At 69.2% G+C, this 17,669-nt stretch carries 10 protein-coding genes, 3 tRNA genes and 1 pseudogene; 5 read left to right on the forward strand and 9 right to left on the reverse strand.

Going from position 1 to position 17,669, the window contains the following annotated elements; translation table 11 throughout:
• Nucleotides 1–25 precede the first annotated feature (25 nt).
• The 4 genes from G6048_RS38185 to G6048_RS38200 all read right to left on the reverse strand — a co-directional run bounded on the left by G6048_RS38185 (nt 26) and on the right by G6048_RS38200 (nt 5,896).
• Nucleotides 26–1,954 (reverse strand): ABC transporter ATP-binding protein, encoded by a 1,929-nt coding sequence (locus G6048_RS38185; RefSeq protein WP_165344190.1) that lies wholly within the window; start codon nt 1,952–1,954, stop codon nt 26–28.
• Nucleotides 1,954–3,687 (reverse strand): ABC transporter ATP-binding protein, encoded by a 1,734-nt coding sequence (locus G6048_RS38190; RefSeq protein WP_165344191.1) that lies wholly within the window; start codon nt 3,685–3,687, stop codon nt 1,954–1,956. The genes G6048_RS38185 and G6048_RS38190 overlap by 1 nt, the downstream gene beginning before the upstream one ends.
• A 281-nt stretch (nt 3,688–3,968) precedes the next feature.
• Entirely contained in the window at nt 3,969–5,420 is a 1,452-nt protein-coding gene (locus tag G6048_RS38195) for an FGGY family carbohydrate kinase (RefSeq protein WP_165344192.1), read from the reverse strand.
• 167 nt (nt 5,421–5,587) lie between these two features.
• Nucleotides 5,588–5,896 (reverse strand): YtxH domain-containing protein, encoded by a 309-nt coding sequence (locus G6048_RS38200; protein ID WP_165344193.1) that lies wholly within the window; start codon nt 5,894–5,896, stop codon nt 5,588–5,590.
• A gap of 148 nt (nt 5,897–6,044) precedes the next feature.
• On the opposite strand from G6048_RS38200, the gene G6048_RS38205 reads away from it, so the two are divergent.
• The 3 genes from G6048_RS38205 to G6048_RS38215 all read left to right on the forward strand — a co-directional run bounded on the left by G6048_RS38205 (nt 6,045) and on the right by G6048_RS38215 (nt 6,436).
• Nucleotides 6,045–6,117, forward strand: a tRNA-Asn gene (locus G6048_RS38205).
• A gap of 5 nt (nt 6,118–6,122) precedes the next feature.
• Nucleotides 6,123–6,195 (forward strand) — tRNA-Asn (locus G6048_RS38210).
• Nucleotides 6,196–6,362: 167 nt separating this feature from the next.
• Nucleotides 6,363–6,436: transfer RNA gene (locus G6048_RS38215), tRNA-Ile, on the forward strand.
• A gap of 1,219 nt (nt 6,437–7,655) precedes the next feature.
• On the opposite strand, the gene G6048_RS38220 is transcribed toward G6048_RS38215, so the two are convergent.
• Nucleotides 7,656–10,100 (reverse strand): SpoIIE family protein phosphatase, encoded by a 2,445-nt coding sequence (locus G6048_RS38220; protein ID WP_165344194.1) that lies wholly within the window; start codon nt 10,098–10,100, stop codon nt 7,656–7,658.
• A 136-nt stretch (nt 10,101–10,236) separates the two neighbouring features.
• Between G6048_RS38220 and G6048_RS38225 the strand changes: the two genes are divergently transcribed.
• The gene (locus G6048_RS38225) at nt 10,237–11,700 is read left to right on the forward strand and encodes a benzaldehyde dehydrogenase (RefSeq protein WP_165344195.1); all 1,464 of its coding nucleotides are present in this window, start codon (nt 10,237–10,239) and stop codon (nt 11,698–11,700) included.
• A gap of 1,066 nt (nt 11,701–12,766) precedes the next feature.
• Nucleotides 12,767–12,895, forward strand: a pseudogene (locus G6048_RS38230) (IS5/IS1182 family transposase); the annotation flags it as partial.
• Between the two features lie 53 nt (nt 12,896–12,948).
• On the opposite strand, the gene G6048_RS38235 reads toward G6048_RS38230, so the two are convergent.
• From G6048_RS38235 to G6048_RS38250, 4 genes are all read right to left on the reverse strand, one after another.
• Nucleotides 12,949–13,803 carry an alpha/beta fold hydrolase gene (locus tag G6048_RS38235; RefSeq protein ID WP_165344196.1) on the reverse strand — a complete coding sequence of 285 codons (855 nt, stop codon included), beginning with the start codon at nt 13,801–13,803 and terminating at the stop codon, nt 12,949–12,951.
• A 126-nt stretch (nt 13,804–13,929) separates the two neighbouring features.
• Nucleotides 13,930–14,643 carry an ABC transporter ATP-binding protein gene (locus tag G6048_RS38240; protein ID WP_165344197.1) on the reverse strand — a complete coding sequence of 238 codons (714 nt, stop codon included), beginning with the start codon at nt 14,641–14,643 and terminating at the stop codon, nt 13,930–13,932.
• Complete coding sequence (locus tag G6048_RS38245) at nt 14,640–15,455, reverse strand: ABC transporter ATP-binding protein (protein ID WP_165344198.1); 816 nt, start codon at nt 15,453–15,455, stop codon at nt 14,640–14,642. The genes G6048_RS38240 and G6048_RS38245 overlap by 4 nt, the downstream gene beginning before the upstream one ends.
• Nucleotides 15,452–17,669: branched-chain amino acid ABC transporter permease (locus tag G6048_RS38250; protein ID WP_235990893.1), on the reverse strand; the 2,218-nt coding region annotated here is incomplete at its 5' end. The genes G6048_RS38245 and G6048_RS38250, both read right to left, overlap by 4 nt.

Genomic DNA, 17,669 nt, shown 5'->3' on the forward strand with positions numbered 1-17,669 from the left:
CCCCCGGGCACCCCGGAGGGAACCGTCAGTCCACCTCCACCACCGCCTCCGCAAACTGCGCCTTGTACAGCCGCGCATAAGCCCCCTCCGCCCCCAACAACTCCTCGTGCGCCCCCTGCTCCACAATCGCCCCGTTCTCCATCACCAAAATCGTGTCCGCATCCCGGATCGTCGACAGCCGGTGCGCGATCACGAACGACGTCCGCCCATGCGCCAGCTTCGCCATCGCCTTCTGGATCAGCACCTCGGTACGGGTGTCGACCGAACTCGTCGCCTCGTCCAGCACCAGGATCACCGGATCGGACAGGAACGCCCGCGCGATCGTGATCAGCTGCTTCTCACCCGCGCTGACCCCCGACCCCTCGTCATCGATCACGGTGTCGTAGCCATCCGGCAGCGTACGAACGAACCGGTCCGCATGAGCCGCCCGCGCCGCCTCCTCGATCTCCCCGCGCGTCACCTCGCGAGAGGCCCCGTACGCGATGTTCTCCGCGATCGTCCCCCCGAACAGCCACGTGTCCTGGAGCACCATCCCGATCCCGGCCCGCAGTTCGTCGCGGGACATCTTCGCGACGTCGACCCCGTCGAGCGTGATCCGCCCGCCAGTGACCTCGTAGAACCGCATCAGCAGATTCACCAGCGTCGTCTTGCCCGCCCCCGTCGGGCCCACGATGGCGACCGTGTTGCCGGGTTCGACCTTCAGGGAAAGGTCCTCGATGAGCGGCTTCTCGGGGTCGTAGCGGAAGGAGACATGCTCCAGCGCGACCCGCCCCCGCACCTCCTCCGGCCGGACCCCGGGCACGGGATCCGCTTCCTGCTCCTCCGCGTCGAGCAACTCGAAGATGCGTTCCGCCGACGCGATCCCCGACTGCACGAGGTTCGCCATCGACGCGACCTGGGTGAGCGGCATCGAGAACTGCCGCGAGTACTGGATGAAGGCCTGCACATCACCGATCGACAGCGCACCGGACGCGACCCGGAGTCCGCCGACCACCGCCACCAGCACATAGTTGAGGTTCGACACGAACATCATCAGCGGCTGCATGATCCCGCTGTTGAACTGCGCCTTGAACCCGGCCTCGTACAACTTGTCGTTCTGCTCCGCGAACTGCGCCGCCGACTCGTCCTGCCGCCCGAAGACCTTGACGAGCGTGTGCCCGGTGTACATCTCCTCGATATGCGCGTTGAGCTTCCCGGTCGACCGCCACTGCTGCACGAAGTGCGGCTGCGAGCGCTTGCCGACCGACTTGGCGACGACGTACGACAGCGGCACCGTCACCAGCGCGACCAGCGCCAGCAGCGGCGACACCCAGAACATCATCACCAGTACGCCGACGATGGTGAGCAGCGAGTTGACGAGCTGCCCCAGCGACTGCTGAAGCGTCTGACCGATGTTGTCGATGTCGTTCGTCGCCCGGCTGAGCACCTCACCGCGCTGCCGCTGGTCGAAGTACGACAGCGGCAGCCGCGACAGCTTCGTCTGCACGTCCTCCCGCATCCGGTACACGGTCATGTTGACGGCCCGGTTGACCAGCCGCGTCGCCACCGCCATCAGCAGCCCGGCCGCCGCGAACACCAGCAGCGCGAGCCCCAGCACCTCACCGACCGCCGTGAAGTCGATGCCCTTGCCCGGCGTGAAATCCGTACCGGAGAGCATGTCGGCCATCCCGCCGTCACCACGCTCCCGCATGGAGGCCAGCACCTCGGCCTTCGTGGCGCCCTCGGGCATCCCCCGTCCGACGACCCCCGCGAAGACCAGGTCGGTCGCCCGCCCGAGGATCCACGGCCCCAGCACAGACAGGGCCACACTCAGAAAGACGGCGAGCAACATCCCGTACATCGTGGCCCGTTCGGGCCTGAACTGCGCGAGCAGCCGCTTCCCGGACCCCTTGAAGTCCATCGACTGCTGGTCGGGACCGCCCCCGGCCATCATCCGCCCCATGGGCCCGGCCATCAGGCTGCCTCCGCTTCCGTCAGCTGGGAGAGCACGATCTCCCGGTAACACTCGTTGTCCGCCATCAGTTCGCGGTGGCGGCCCGTCCCCACGACCCGCCCCTCGTCGAGCACGACGATCCGGTCGGCGTCACGGATGGTCGACACGCGTTGCGCGACGATCACGACGGTCGCCTCGGCGGTCTCCCGCGCCAGGGCCGTACGCAGGGCCGCGTCCGTCGCGTAGTCGAGCGCGGAGAACGAGTCGTCGAAGAGGTAGATCTCCGGGCGCTGTACGAGGGTCCGGGCGATGGCGAGGCGCTGCCGCTGACCACCCGACACGTTCGTGCCGCCCTGTGCGATGGGGGAGTCGAGCCCGTTCTCCAGCCGCTGCACGAAGTCCTTTGCCTGCGCCACCTCCAGCGCGTGCCACAACTCCTCGTCGGTCGCGTCCGGATTCCCGTACCGCAAGTTCGTGGCCACCGTGCCGGCGAAGAGATACGGCTTCTGCGGTACGAGGCCCACGGTCCGCGCCAGCAGCCGCGGTTCAAGGGTCCGTACGTCCACGCCGTCGACGAGGACCTCACCGTCCGTGGCGTCGAAAAGCCGCGGGACCAGCCCGAGTAGCGTCGACTTGCCGCTGCCGGTCGACCCGATCACCGCGGTCGTCTCACCGGGCCGCGCCACCAGGTCGATGGACTTCAGCACCGGCTCCTCGGCGCCCGGGTAACGGAAACCGGCCTCGCGGACCTCCAGATGACCGTGCCGCCGCAGTTCACGTACCGGAGCCGCCGGAGGCACCACACTGCTCTCCGTGTCCAGGACCTCCTGGATGCGCTCGGCGCAGACCTCGGCGCGCGGCACCATCATGAACATGAAGGTGGCCATCATCACGGCCATCACGATCTGCATCAGATAGGCGAGGAACGCGGTCAGTGCGCCGATCTGCATCCCGCCGCTGTCGATACGGTGCGCGCCGAACCACACCACCGCGATCGACGAGACGTTCACCACCGTCATGACGATCGGGAACATCAGCGCCAGAATCCGCCCGGTGCCCAGCGACACCTCGGTGAGATCGACGTTGGCCTTACGGAAGCGCTCCTCCTCGTACGTGTCCCGGACGAAGGCGCGGATGACGCGGTTGCCGGTGATCTGCTCGCGCAGCACCCGGTTCACGTTGTCGAGCCGTTCCTGCATGGTGCGGAACAGCGGACGCAGCCGCCGCACGATCAACGTCACGCTGATACCGAGAACGGGCACCACGGCGACGAGCACTCCGGACAGCTGTACGTCCAGACCGAGCGCCATGACGATGCCGCCCACGCACATGATCGGCGCCGACACCATCAGCGTGAACGTCATCAGGGCCAGCATCTGCACCTGCTGCACATCGTTCGTGGTGCGGGTGATCAGCGACGGCGCCCCGAAGTGACCGACCTCACGCGCGGAGAACGACTGCACCCGGTCGAAGACGCCGGCCCGGATGTCCCGGCCGACCGCCGAGGCCGTACGGGCGCCGTAGTAGACGGCCCCGATGTTGCAGACGACCTGCACCAGCGAGATGCCGATCATCAACGCGCCGAAGGTCAGGATGTAGCCCGTGTCACCCTTCACGACACCGTCGTCGATGATGTCCGCGTTCAGGGTGGGCAGATAGAGGGTGGCGCAGGTCTGGAGGAACTGCAGCAGCACCAGTAAGGCGATGGCCTTCTTGTACGGCCTGAGATGGGCACGCAGGAGTCGTATGAGCACGCTGGTCTCTCGGAGTCGACGACAGGGGCGAGTGGTGACGCACCACGCCTCATCGTCGAACATTCCACCGGCGTTACCCCAACCAATTAAGCCAACAGCGTTCCAAGAACCTCCCAAACCGTCCGGAACGCCCGACTCCGCCTTTCTGTGGTGATCGTCGGTCGGGGCGGCGGTTGTGGGTCGGGAGCGCGCGGCCTGCGGGTCGGGGCGTATGGCCGCCGGTTGGCGCGTACGGCCGTGGGTCCAGGCGTGCGGCCGTACGCCTGGACGGTCCGGTCCGGTCAGAGCCTGACGGCGCCCGGGTGGGTCTGGTCCCGTACCGACGTGTACTGCTGCCGCACCGCCGCCCCCACCGCCACATCGTCGCCGGGGTCCAGGATCTGCGCGGTCGCGCCCTGCCAGACGGGCGGCTGCCGCGGATCGAGGGTGCCCTGCGAGGCGCCGAGCGCCCAGGCGGCCTGCCGCGCCGCGCCGATCGCCGCGTAGTCGGCGGACTGCGGCACCACGACCTGCGTGCCGAGCAACGCGGGCGCGCATGCCTGCACGGCCGGCAACTCGGCGGCCGGCCCCAGCAGAAAGATCCGCCGCACCTCAACACCCCGCCTGCGCAGCACGTCCAGCGCGTCCGCGAGCCCGCACAACATGCCCTCGAACGCCGCCCGCGCCAGATGCTCGGGCCGCATCGACTCCCGCCGCAACCCCGCCAACGTGCCCGCCACATGCGGCAGATCGGGCGTCCGCTCGCCCTCCAGATACGGCAGCAGTACGAGTCCATGGGCGCCCGGCGTCGACTTCATCGCCAGGTCCGACAGGCTCTCCAGGTCGGGCAGCCCGAGGAGTTCGGCACTCCCGCGCAGCGTCCGTACGGCATTCAGCGTGGTGACGACCGGCAGATGCATACCCGTCGCGTCCGCGAGCGAGGTGATCATCCCGGACGGATCGATCAGCGCCTCGTGGTGTACGGCCATCACGGACCCGGAGGCGCCGAGCGACACCACCGCGTCCCCGAGCCCGATCCCCAGGCCGAACGCCGCGGCCATCGTCTCGCCCGTCCCCGCCGAGATCAGCAGCCCCTCGGGCGTCGTCCCCGCGGCCTCCGCCGGACCGAGTACATCCGGCAGCAGCGCCTGATGCCCCAGCGCCAGCTCGACCAGATCGGGCCGGTACGCACCGTTTACCGCGCACCAGTACCCCGTACCGGAGGCATCGCCCCGGTCCGTGGTCCGCCGGGCCGGTCTGCCGAGCAACTGCCACACCAGCCAGTCGTGCGCCTGCATGAGCATGGCCGTCCGCAGCGCGGCGTCCGGCTCGTTCTTGACCATCCAGCGCAGCTTCGTCACCGGCTGCGCCGCCCCCGGCACGGTGCCCACGGCCTGCGCCCACGCCTCCCGGCCACCGAGCGCGTCGACCAGCTCGGCGGCGCAGACCTGCGCCCGCTTGTCCCCGCCGACCAGCGCCGGACGCACCGTATTGCCCTGTGTGTCCAGCGGGATGAGCGCGCTCTGCTGCGCGGACACGCCGATGGCCTGCACGCCTTCGAGGAGCCCGCCACCCGCCGCCTCGCCCAGGGACAGCAGCCAGGCCTGCGGGTCGACGTCCGACGGTCGACCGCCCTCGGCGCCGTCGAGCGGATGCGGGGCATACCCCTGCCTGAGCACGGCTCCGCTGTCCGCGTCGCAGACGACGATGCGAGTGAAATCGGGCGAACTGTCCAGCCCGGCGACTATCCCCATGGCGGAAATTCTGCCGTACCGCCGGAGGTCACCGCGCCGCTCTGCCGGAGCCACTCGTACCGCTTGTGCCCTGACCTGCTATGTGTCGTCAGTACTGAGCCGCGCACGTGGCGCAGGGCACTAGGTTGCACGCGCTAGTGCCCTCCGTTTACGTGCCATCCGTGCCGCTAGGTGTTACTGGTGCCCCAGTCGTCGTGCGCCCCCGCGCCGTTCGTGTTCCGCTCGCGCAGATGCCGTACGCGCTCGGCCACCGAGTCCGGGACACGGTCACCGACCCGCTCGCTCACCACGTGGTAGGCCTTGCCCGCGAACTGCCGGCTCTGCTGGGCAGCCGACTCCGCGGTGTTGCGCACCGCGGGGTTCTGTGCGAACTCCCGCGCGGACTTCTTCAACTGCTCATAACGCTCCCGCCCGGCTCGTGTGCCCAGGACGTACCCCAGGGCCAGTCCGGCAACGAACGTCAGTCGATAGCGCATGACGGCCACCCTTCCCTTGAGTCGGCATCGGTCGCGGGGGAGGAACCGATTGGCGGAGCACCCCCCTGCTTGCGCTAATGTATGTGTCGCAGCGAGCGCCTGCCCTCTGGCGGATACCCAGGGAGGTACGTTCGATGCAACGAGACAATCCTCCGTAGCTCAATTGGCAGAGCAGCCGGCTGTTAACCGGCAGGTTACTGGTTCGAGTCCAGTCGGGGGAGCTCGATCTTCCGTAGCTCAATTGGCAGAGCAGCCGGCTGTTAACCGGCAGGTTACTGGTTCGAGTCCAGTCGGGAGAGCAGCGGAAGAGGACCCCTCAGGGGTCCTTTTTCATGTCCGGCGGAACCGCGCAGCCTGCGGCGCTGTCCTCATGGTCGTGCGTAGCCGACCATCCGAAGCAGGAGATCGTATGAGCGGCTATGCTGCGGCAGACGGCGCGCACAAATGTGCGCGACGCGCCGTAGACGGGGCGGTAGCTCAGCCGGTTAGAGCAGCGGACTCATAATCCGTCGGCCGTGGGTTCGAGTCCCACCCGCCCCACCTGCGCAGGCTTCTAACCTGCGGAAACGTTCATTTTTGCGTGTCGGGGCGTCAACTTTGCCTGAACGGACTGAATCCGCTGCGCGCGAGTTTGGTGCCGGGTTGGTCTGCGTCGGCTGATGCCCTTCTGACCTGCACGGACGCGTGCGGACGTGCAGCCGGTGAGACGTCGACTCGGTCCTGCTGTGACACGGGCATGTATTGAGGCCGTCCTGAGGCCGGAGGTACCGGGGGGAGTGCGCCGGAGGCGTTGTCCGACGAGTCGTCTGCGTGTGGCTCAGGGCGTTTCTTGTGGCGGCCGTATAGGGCTGTGGCCTGCGGGTAGTACGTCTGGCGAGGGTCCTGGTAGCCATGGAAACGGCCCCAACACAAAACGGCCCCTGAGGGGCACTCGACCTCTCGTGCGTTGCCCTGAGGTTGGACAGGCTGGTCTGGGCGCCAACGGGCTCCTCGCTCGATGATCGCGAGGGGGCGAAGTCGATCCAGGTCAGGTGGGCGGGGCTCAGCTGAGGTAGAAAGCCGAGCTAGACCAGCGGTGAGGCCGCCCGCGCACGCCGGCCTCGCCGAGACGACGAGCTGGGCCTCTCGGGCGTGCCACGCCCAGTCAGGCCTCGCTGCACGACGACGTGGGGACGCCGGAGCGCCATCGGGCGGGGCGAGGCGCGAACCAGGCGGCGGACGCCACGGGATACGGGGCGTTCTCCTTGCGGTGGATCAGTGCGGTGGATCAGTGCGGTGCCGAGGGCGAGGAGGGCGAGGGCGAACAGCCAGCTGCCGAGGACGTCGGTTGCCCAGGTGCGGCTCTCCCCGTCATCCTGCGTGATCAACTATATCGGTGGTACGGATTGTGTTCCCTGCCGCGAACTGAACGACGCGCAGCTGCGTACGGCCCTGGCCTCCGAACACGGCGGGCGGGCACCATCGGAGGGAGGTAGGCGGTCCGTCTCCCGGGTGTCGAGTTGGCTGGAGTGGGCCGCTGAACCGTGGCCGTCGCTTGCGTGACCGTCCGGCGCAACCCTGGTACGGCCCAGCTCCGGGGCACCAGAGTTCGGGGCCGGCTGTGGGCGCACGGGAAAATTCGACAACGTAGCCGTGCGAGGCACGCCGGGCCCGGAAAAGCAGCCGGACAGACAGCCCTCACCGGCGCGCTGCTCCGCGCGCAGGCTTGCCCCGCCCCCACGCGCCCGTGATCACCGTGAGGACCTGATCCGCTCCGCTGTCAGGTGATGGGGAGGGCCTGTTCGGCCCAGATTGTTTTGCCCGTGTACGTCTGGCGGGTGCCCCAGCCCTGGGTGAGCTGGGCGACCAGGAGCAGGCCGCGGCCGCCTTCGTCGAAGGTGCGGGCGCGGCGCAGGTGGGGGGCGGTGTTGCTGGCGTCGGAGACCTCGCAGATGAGGTTGCGGTCGCGGATGAGCCGGAGCTGGATGGGGGCGCCGCCGTAGCGGATGGCGTTGGTGACGAGTTCGCTGACGACGAGTTCGGTGACGAAGGCGGCCTCGTCCAGGCCCCAGGTGGCCAGCTGCCGACGGGTGTTCTTACGGGTCTCGGCGACTGCTGAGGGATCGGGCGGCACGTCCCAGGTGGCGACATGGGCCGCGTCCAGGGCGCGGGTGCGGGCTATCAGCAGCGCCACGTCGTCGGCGGGGTGGTCCGGGAGAAGCGTCTGGAGCACGGTGTCGCAGGTGCTCTCCAAGGACGGAGCCGGCTGGGCCAGCACCTCGCGCAGCGCGTCGAGGCCTTCGTCGATGTCGCGGCCACGGTCCTCGATGAGACCGTCGGTGTACAGCGCGAGGAGGCTGCCTTCGGGCAGTTCCATCTCGGTGACTTCGAAGGGCAGGCCGCCCAGCCCCAATGGCGGGCCCGCGGGGATGTCGGGAAATCGCACGGCGCCGTCCGGGGTCGCCACCGCGGGTACGGGGTGGCCCGCGCGAGCCAGGGTGCAGCGCCGGGAGACCGGGTCGTAGACGGCGTACAGGCAGGTCGCGCCGATGTCGCCGGTGGTGCCGGCTGCGCTTTCGGCCTCAGCGGACAGGTGGATGACCAGGTCGTCCAGGTGGGTCAGCAGCTCGTCGGGCGGGAGGTCGACGTCGGCCAGGGTGCGCACGGCGGTGCGCAGCCGTCCCATGGTGGCCGAGGCCTGGATGCCGTGGCCGACGACGTCGCCGACGACGAGCGCGACCCGGGCGCCGGACAACGGGATCACGTCGAACCAGTCGCCGCCGATGCCGGCCTGCGTGCTGGCGGGCAGGTAACGGGAGGCGACGTCGACGGCGGCCTGAGGGGGCAGCCGCTGTGGCAGGAGACTGCTCTGCAGGGTGAGGGAGGTGCGGCGCTCGCGGGTGTAGCGGCGGGCGTTGTCGATGCAGACGGCGGCCCTGGCGGTGATCTCCTCGCCCAGTAGCAGGTCGTCCTGTTCGAAGGGTTCCGGGCGCCGGTGGCGGGAGAAGGTGGCCACGCCGAGAGTGATGCCTCGGGCGCGCATCGGCACGGCCAGCACCGAGTGGAAGCCGTAGCGCCGCATCCGCTCGGCCCGGTCCGGGGTCTGGCTCGCCACCTGGTCCATCGAAGAGGCGGTCACGTTCTCGATCACCGGCAGGCCGGTGGTCAGGCACTTGGCCGCAGTCGATCCGTCCGGGTACGCGGCCACCGTTCCGCGCTCCACCACGGCCTCGGGGGAGCCCTCCAGAACGGACTGGTAGGCGACACGGCGCAGCATGACGGGGCTGGGCGGTGCGCCGGCGCGCGGGTCGTCGCCGCCTTCGATGGCGGGGAGCAGGTCGACGGTGACGAAGTCCGCGAGCTGGGGGATGGCCACGTCGGCGAGTTCCTGAGCGGTCCGGGCGAGGTCCAGGGTGCTGCCGATACGGATGCTGGCTTCGTTGAGCAGGGCCAGACGTCCCCGGGCCAGGTGCTCCTCGGTCATGTCGTGTGCGGAGAGGAGCACCCCCCGTACCGTTCCCCCGGCGTCCCGCACAGGGGTGAGTGAAGTCGTCCAGATGCTCTCGCGCTCGTGGCCCGCCAGGTGCAGGACCTGCCGCAGACGCTGCTGTTCGCCGGTCTCCAGCGCCCGCCGCATGCACAGTTCCGTCCGGTCGCCCTCCGGGTCGACCACGATCTCCGACACGCGCAACCCCTGCATCGCCGCTTCGGGCAGGCCGATCACACGTTCCATGTCCGCGTTCGCGCGCCGCAGCCTCAGGCCGGTGTCGTAGAGCGCCGTCGTGGACGGGGACCGGGTGAACGCCCACATCACCAGTGCGTCGTCCTGGAGAGGCGACGACGGCCGGGCCAGCGGGGAGACCAGGAGCCACTCGCCGCCCCCGTTGTCCTCGCAGTCGGGCTCCCGGCGGTGGGCCAGCAGGTGCACCGCGAGGCGGTGGCCGTCCCGGTGCAGGAGAGTCGCCGTCCCGTTCCACCTCGGCAGCGTTTGCAGGGAGCGCAGCGTCTCGGCGTGCGGTTTCCCGGCGAGCAGCGGTGCCGCGGGCCAGCCGATGACCTCCGAGGGCCGGTATCCGAGCAGCCGCCGTGCTCCCTCGCTCCACCCGGTCACGATGCCGTCCGGATCCACGGTGGCTCTGGCCGTGGCCGACTCGTCGATGAGGTCGTCCGGCCGGTACGCCGCCCGGCCGTCGTCGGCGGATTCAGAACCCGTCATCACGTTCATCCGCCCTCACCTTGGTCTTTCCACCGTGCGTCCCGGCCCGGCCCGGAGCAACCAGGAGAATAGGTAGACATATATTTTCAATAAAGCCATAGACTCGAAAAATGGTATCAATGCATCGATGGCGGAGTGTCGTGCCATGACTGCCACCGGCGAGGGAACGTGGCTGGACGCGACCGAATGGACCGGGAAGATCTACAGCGGCGGCTGGCGGCATTCCGAGGGCGGGCCTCAGTCGGTGCACGAACCCGCCACGGGAGAGCTGCTGGCGGAGGTGGGTGTGGCGGCGCCCGCGGATGTCGCCCGGGCCGGGGCCCTGGCCGCCCGGGCTCAGCGGGCCTGGGCCGAGACGGCACCCCAGGAGCGTGCTGAGGTACTGGTCCGTGCCGCCCAGGCACTGCGCGACCACAGCGGGGAGATCCGCGAGTGGATCGTCAGGGAGTCCGGAGGCGTCCCGGCGAAGGGCGACTACGAGATCGCGGCCGGACTCAGCCAGCTGGCGCAGGCTGTCGGGCTCGCGTCGCTGCCCCGCGGCGAGATCCTGAGCCCGTCGATGCCGGGGCAGGCCAGCTACGCATGGCGGGTACCGCTGGGGGTGGTCGGCGTCATCAACCCTTGGAACGCCCCCCTGCTGTTCGCCATGCGGGCCCTCGCGCCCGCGCTGGTGCTGGGCAACGCCGTCCTGCTCAAGCCCGATCCCCACACACCGGTGTCCGGCGGTGTCGTCGTGGCGCGGCTGTTCGAGGACGCCGGACTGCCCGAGGGGCTGCTCCACGTCCTGCCCGGAGGTCCCGGCACCGGTGAGGCGGTCGTGGCTGACCCCCACGTCGCCATGGTCGCGTTCACCGGCTCCACCGGGGCGGGACGGGCGGTCGCCCGCGCCGCGGGCGACGGGCTCAAGCGGGTGGTCCTGGAACTGGGCGGCAAGAACTCGATCGTCGTGCTCGGCGACGCGGACGTCGACGCCGCCGCGGCAGCCGGGGCCATGAGTTCCTTCGGCTATCAGGGGCAGGCCTGCGTCGCCGCCGGACGTCATCTGGTGCACGCCGACCTCGTGGAGCCATACACCGAGGCACTGATCGGGCAGGCCAAGGCGCTGCGGGTCGGCGACCCTCGAGAGAAGGGTGTGGCCCTCGGTCCCGTGATCAGCGAGCGCCAGGCCGCGAGGATCGAACGCATCGTGGACGAGAGCGTGGCCGCCGGGGCACGGGTGCTGGCCGGCGGACGCCGCGACGGGCTGTTCTACCCGCCCACCGTCCTGGACCACGTCGAGCGGACCATGCCCGCCTTCACCGAGGAGATCTTCGGGCCCGTTGCCCCCGTCGTCGCGTTCCGTACCGACACGGAGGCCGTCGAGATCGCCAACGACACCGAATACGGCCTGACGGCGGCTGTGCACTCCCGTTCGGTGCCGCGGGCGGCGGTCATCGCCGAGCAGCTGCGCACCGGCATGGTGCACCTCAACGACGTCTCCGCCAAGGACGCCGCAAACGCCCCCTTCGGCGGGATGGGAGCATCGGGCAACGGCTCCCGCATCGGCGGCACCGCCAACCTGGAGCAGTTCACCCAGTGGCGCTGGATGACGGTGACCGAGGCGGTCTGATGCCTACGGTGCCGACCGCGTCCGCGCTGCAGACGCCTGAGCCCTGCGTTTTCAGTGCCGTCCGTTAACTCCTTCAACAGCGGCGTCAACCTGTGCTCGACCCACCCGATAGTCGAGATACGCCCAGATCAGAGGGCCCGGGGCACCGATGCCGACGGCTATGACAGCCGCGATTCCCTCATCCATGTGCGGATTCAGGCAGCACAGGCACTGTCTTGCGGGAGGTGGGCCATGTCGAAGGGGCGGCCGCGGACCAGGCTGGCGAGTTGAGATTCCGGCCTGCGAAACCTGGCCGCGAAACTCTGCCCGCGGGGGAGGGGTTCTGCGCGTTGGAACGGAAATCCGCTGCGCGCGGGTTCGATTCCCGTCCTTGAGCCGGCGTGATCGTCCTCTGTACCTTCAGTCCGATCCTGCCGGGCCTCATTGAGGCCGAGTTGGGGCCACAAGGACAGGAACAGACTGACAAGGACTGAGGAGCACCTGCATGGATAACCCCATCTGACCTGCGAAAACGTCATTGATCAGCGTTGATCGGCAAGGACCGCCAAGATCCTTAGAGGACTCATAATCCGTCGGCCGTGGGTTCGAGTCCCACCCGCCCCACTGTGCAGGTCCGTGACCTGCGGAAACATCTCAGCGGGCGTGCGGATTCAGGACTTTGGGTGGACGGACTGAATCCGCTGCTCGTGAGTTCAATGGTGTTGCCATCGGCGTTGGTTCGAACTTCGCTGACCTGCGCAGACGTGTTAGCCCACCGCCGAGGCAAGCCGCCGCAAGTGGCCTGCGCGAGCGGTTGGACGCTGAATTCGGGACGCTGGCAGGACGCAGGTAAATCGGAAGTGGCTGCCTGGGAACCTGCGCCTACGCTGCTCTGGCCGTGGGCGGCGGGGTCGATGCGGTGTGGTGGTGGGCCACCGGGATACTGGGCGACTTCTGGATCACTGGGCTGCTGCCGCCGCCCGGCTGAGAGAGCGGTTCGTGAGTGAGTGGTTCTGGTGTCGCATCCTCACCGAGATCGACACTGGCGGCTTCGCCAGGACGCAGTACCCGATCAAGGCCCGCGACCAGCCTGGGATGGATCATGCTCCGCCGACGTCTGGCCCGCGACTATGAGCCCCTCCCCGTCAGCTCAGAAGCCATGATCCACTTCGCCTCGACCGACAACCTCGCCAAGCGCACAACGGACGAGAACAGCCGCCCGCCCCATAACCGTTCGCGGTCTTGGGGACGCTGTCCCCAGCGCCGGGGTCAGCGGGCGAGGACGCGGTTCAGCCAGGCCAGCAGGTCGCTGACGATCTCCTGTTTGTTGGTCTCGTGGAACAGTTCGTGGCGGGCTTCGGGATAACTGAGACAGGTGACGTCGATGAGGCCGGCCTCGCCGTAGCGTTCGACAAGCAGATTGCTGAGTGAGAGCTCGGCGTTCAGTGGGTCGTGATCCCCGACCAGGATGCAGATGGGTAGATCCGCCGGGATGCCCCTGGGCCGGGCGAGTGACGCCGAGGCGATGGTGATGTCGGCCATGCCCTGGGCGTCGAGGCTGAAGCCGCACATGGGGTCGGCGAGGTAGGCGTCGACGGCCAGTTCGTCCCGGCTGAGCCAGTCGAACGGCGTGCGGATGGGCTGGAACGCCTGGTTGAGCGCGAGCAACGGGTCTCGCCCCTCCGCGGCCTCCTGCGCCTGTGCCGCCAGCATGACGTCGACCGCAGTAGTACCGGCGAGGGCGAGTGCGTCGATCAGGTGGGAGTGGTCCAGGACGTACTGCTGTGAGGCGAAGGAACCGAGGCTGTGTCCGAGCAGTACCAGGGGCAGGCCGGGGTGCTGCTCGCGGATGGCCTCGGAGAGGGTGACCATGTCGCTGACGAGTCGGTTCCAGCCGTCGTCCCCGAGATGACCGGGCTCGGCGTGCCTGCTCAGCCCGTGTCCGCGGTGATCGTTGGCATAGACGGCGTAGCCCTGAGTGGTCAGTGCTGCCGCGAGTGGGGCATAACGGCCGGCGTGCTCTCCCATGCCGTGGGCGATCTGGACGACGGCTCGCGGTGGGGTGTCCGGCTTCCATTCGTGCACGTGGATCTGGACGCCGTCTTTGCTGTCGAAGGTGAACATCGGACTCCTTGTCCTGGGTACGCGGGCAGCCCTGAGCGTTCGGCCGAGTTGTAGGGGGTGGGCCGGCCCGAGCGGTTCAGGCTCACGGTCGTTGTGGCGTACGGCGGTTGTGGCCGCCCGGCCGGGTCAGGCGTGCTGCTCGCCGAGGTAGCCGGCGATGATCCGGGACTGGTCGGCCCGGAGTTCCTGGGCCGCGGCGTGCGCGGTGATCTCGCCGTGGGAGAGGACGTAGCCGCGGTCGGCCATGTCGAGGGCGAGGCCGACGTGCTGCTCGACGAGCAGCACGCCGCAGCCGGTGTCGTCGGCATAGCGCCTGACGATGGGCAGCAACTCCTCGACGATGATGGGTGCCAGGCCGAGGCTGAGCTCGTCGAGCAGGAGCAGCTGGGGGCCGCGGGCCAGGGCTCGTCCCATGGCGAGCATCTGCTGCTCGCCGCCGGAGAGCAGTCCTGCCTTGCGGTCCTGGAGGCGGGACAGGGCGGGGAAGTAACGTTGGGCGGCCGCCTGGTTGAGGCGCTCGCCCCGGTGACCGAGGCGCAGATGCTCCGCCACCGTGAGGCCGGAGAAGATGCCTCGTCCTTCCGGAACGTGGGCGATGCCGAGGCGGGCGCGGGTCGCTGCCGGGATCCTGCCGAGGTCCGTTCCCTTGAAGGTGATCGTGCCGCCAAGGGGGCGCAGCAGCGCGGAGACGGCCTTGAGCGTGGTGGTCTTCCCCGCTCCGTTGGCCCCGAGGAGGGCGACGACCTCTCCCGCGCCCACTTCGAGGTCGATCCCGCGGATGACAGGGACTCCGTCGTATCCGGCAGTGAGTCCGGCCACCTCCAGGACTGGGGTACTCATGGTGTCTCCGGTGTGCTGGTGAGGTCCTTGGCGGAGCCACCGGCTGAAGTGTCGGACGCGGTGGCGGGCTGGACGGTGGATGCCCCGAGGTAGGAGGCGATGACGGCGGGGTTGGTTCGGACCTGTGCCGGTGTCCCGGAGGCGATCACCTTGCCGAACTCCAGGACGACGACGTGGTCGCAGATGCCCATCACGAGGCTCATGTCGTGGTCGATGAGGAGCAGCGCCGTGCCGGCGTCAGCGACCGCGCGCAGTCTGCGTCCGAGTTCGGCGCTCTCAGTTGTGTCCAGGCCGGCCGCGGGTTCGTCGAGACAGATGATGCGGGGCCGGGCGGCCAAGGCCCGTGCCACACCGACGAGTTTGCGTCTGCCCTGGGACAGTTCGTGTGCCGAGGCGTCGGCCAGGTCCTCGAGTCCCAGGGCCGCAAGGGCCTTGGGGACAGCGGGGTTCGGGGACGGGCGGCGGCCGAAGGTCTCGCCGAGCGCGGTCCACCACGTCGAAGGGTCCGCCGTGACCTGGAGGTTCTCCGCGACCGTGAGGTCTTCGAAGAGTTCGCTGCTCTGGAAGGTGCGGGCGAGTCCTCGGCGGGCTCGTACATGGGGCGGCCGTCCGGTCAGGTCCTTGCCGTCCAGTTCCACCCTTCCCCGGGCGGCGACGAGGCCGGTGACCGCGTCCACGAAGGTGGTCTTGCCGGCACCGTTGGGGCCGATGAGCCCCACGAGTTGGCCCTCGCCGACCTCCAGGGAGACGTCGCTGAGTGCGTGGACGCCGCCGTAGCTGACGCCCAACTGCTGGACAGAGAGCACGTTCACGGTGCGACCTCCTTGGCGTCGGCAGCGGTACGGCCGAGACGGATCTCTGGGGAGCCCACGGCGGATGCGCTGTCAGTCGGTGGCCCCGTCGCGGCCGCAGCGCGTTCCGCCCTCTTCGCCGTCCTCCGGCGGTGGGCGGCGCCCGCGATGCCGTCGGGGTTGGCGATCAGCGTCACGATCAGGGAGACGCCGCCGAAGAGCAGGGCCCAGGTCCCCTTGATCCCGAACCACTTGTCCAGCGCGTGGGGCAGCAGCGCCTCGGTGGACATCAGCCCCGCGATCACGGCTCCGGACACCATGGTGATGCCGCCGATGTAGGCGAAACCGATCAGGCCGAGGGCGGCCAGCGCGGTGAACCGGGCGGCGCTGACCGAGCCGAAGTTGTAGCCGTACAGGGTGCCGGCGGCGCTGGCGATGAAGGAACTGATCGCGAACGCGGCGATCTTCACGGCCCGCACGTCGACACCGGCTGCCGCGGCGGCGCGCTCGTTGGAGCGGACGGCGAGCATCCGCCGGCCGAGTCCTGTGCGCCTGAGATGGGCGACGTACAGCCCGAGGGCGACAGTGACGGCCAGGACGAGGAAGCCGAACATGGGGCTGGGTTCGTTGCCGTCCAGGCCGCGGAAGTCCGCTTTCGGTCCGAGGTCGTTCCCGAACAGGCGCGGCGGGGGTACGGACACTCCGGCCGTTCCGCCGAACGAGGTGTTGTTGAACAGTGCCTGTTCCATGGCCAGGGCCGCGGCCAGGGTGACGACGGCCAGGCTCACTCCCCGCACCCGCAGGGCGGAGACGCCCGCGGCCACTCCGAGCAGTGTGGCCAGCACCATCGCGCCGAGGGCGGAGAACGGGAACGGGATCCCCAACCCGACCGAGACGTGGGAGAGGACGAAGCCTGCGGTTCCGGAGAGCGCGAGCTGCATCACGGAGATCTGGCCCACGTAGCCGGTGATGACGACGTAGGACAGGACGATGACCATGCCGATCATCGAGTTCGTGAGTGCCTGGCGGAAGTCGAACGGGAGGACTATCAGTGCGGCGGCGGCGACCGCTGCGGCCATCAGGGCGGGCCGCAGCAACCGCTCGGGCAGGGGCACCGCGGGCAGCCGCTTTTCGACGAGTTCACCGCGGCGCGGCAGACCGGCGCCGCGCACGTACAGGGCGACGACCATCAGGGCGAAGACGAGGAGCTGCTGGAGGCCGGGCATGGCGTTGCCGTTGTCGGTCGGGAACCAGCTCTGCGTGGACAGGTAGTACACGATCGACTGGAGCACTCCGATGAGGATGCCCGTGGTGCAGGCGATCCACAGCGAGGTGAACCCGGCGAAGAGGGCGGCGGCCAGGGCCGGGACCACCTGCAGGGGGAGAGTCATGGAGTCGACCTGGACGATGGGCGCGGCCAGGACACCGAGCAGCCCGGCTACCAGGGCGGCCAGGAGTGTGTTGGCCAGCGAGACGCTGTTGGGTGACAGGCCTGCCAGAAGAGCGGCCTGTTCGTTCTCCGAGGCCGCGCGGGTGGCCAGGCCGAAGCGGCTCCACCGGTACAGGGCCCCGAGGACCAGGGCGATCACAACGACCAGTCCGGCCAGGACGAAGCGGTCGGAGGGTGTGGTGACGCCCAGGATGGTGACGGTGTCGGCCGGAAGGATGCTCGGTGCCTGCTGCGGCTGAACCCCGAAGACCAGGAGCACGGTGGCCTGCAGGGTGAGCAGGATGCCGAGGGAGGCCGCGAGTTTGGCCAGGGGTGAGACGGTTCGCAGCGGCTTGAAGACCGCCATCTCCGTGAGCACTCCGACGGCGAGCGCGACCGCGAGGGCCCCGGCGAGGGCGGGCCCGACGGGCAGCGTGAATCCGAAGAAACCGGTGGTCAGGGCCCAGAAGGCATAGGCCGAGGCCATGGCGACGGCGCCGGTGGACAGGTTGATGATGCCCGAGCCCCGGTAGGTGACCACGACGCCGAGCGCGATGCCGGCGATCAGTGCCCCCTGGCCGAGGCCGAGCACGGCGAAGAGCAGGATCTGTTCCAATTCATGACTCCTGTCATGGGTCCGCGAGTCCGCGAGTCCGCGCTGCTGAGGCTGCGTCCTGCGAGGGCGTGCAGCCTCAACGGCGGTGGTGGCGGGGGTCGCCGTCCAGTCACCGTACGTTCCGCCTTCGAAATCGGCGAGGACCGTGCCCTCGGGCGGAGCCCCGTCCATGACGGTTCCGGCCTCGTAC

The sequence above is a fragment of the Streptomyces ureilyticus genome (genome assembly GCF_011045025.1).
Lineage (GTDB): Bacteria > Actinomycetota > Actinomycetes > Streptomycetales > Streptomycetaceae > Streptomyces > Streptomyces ureilyticus.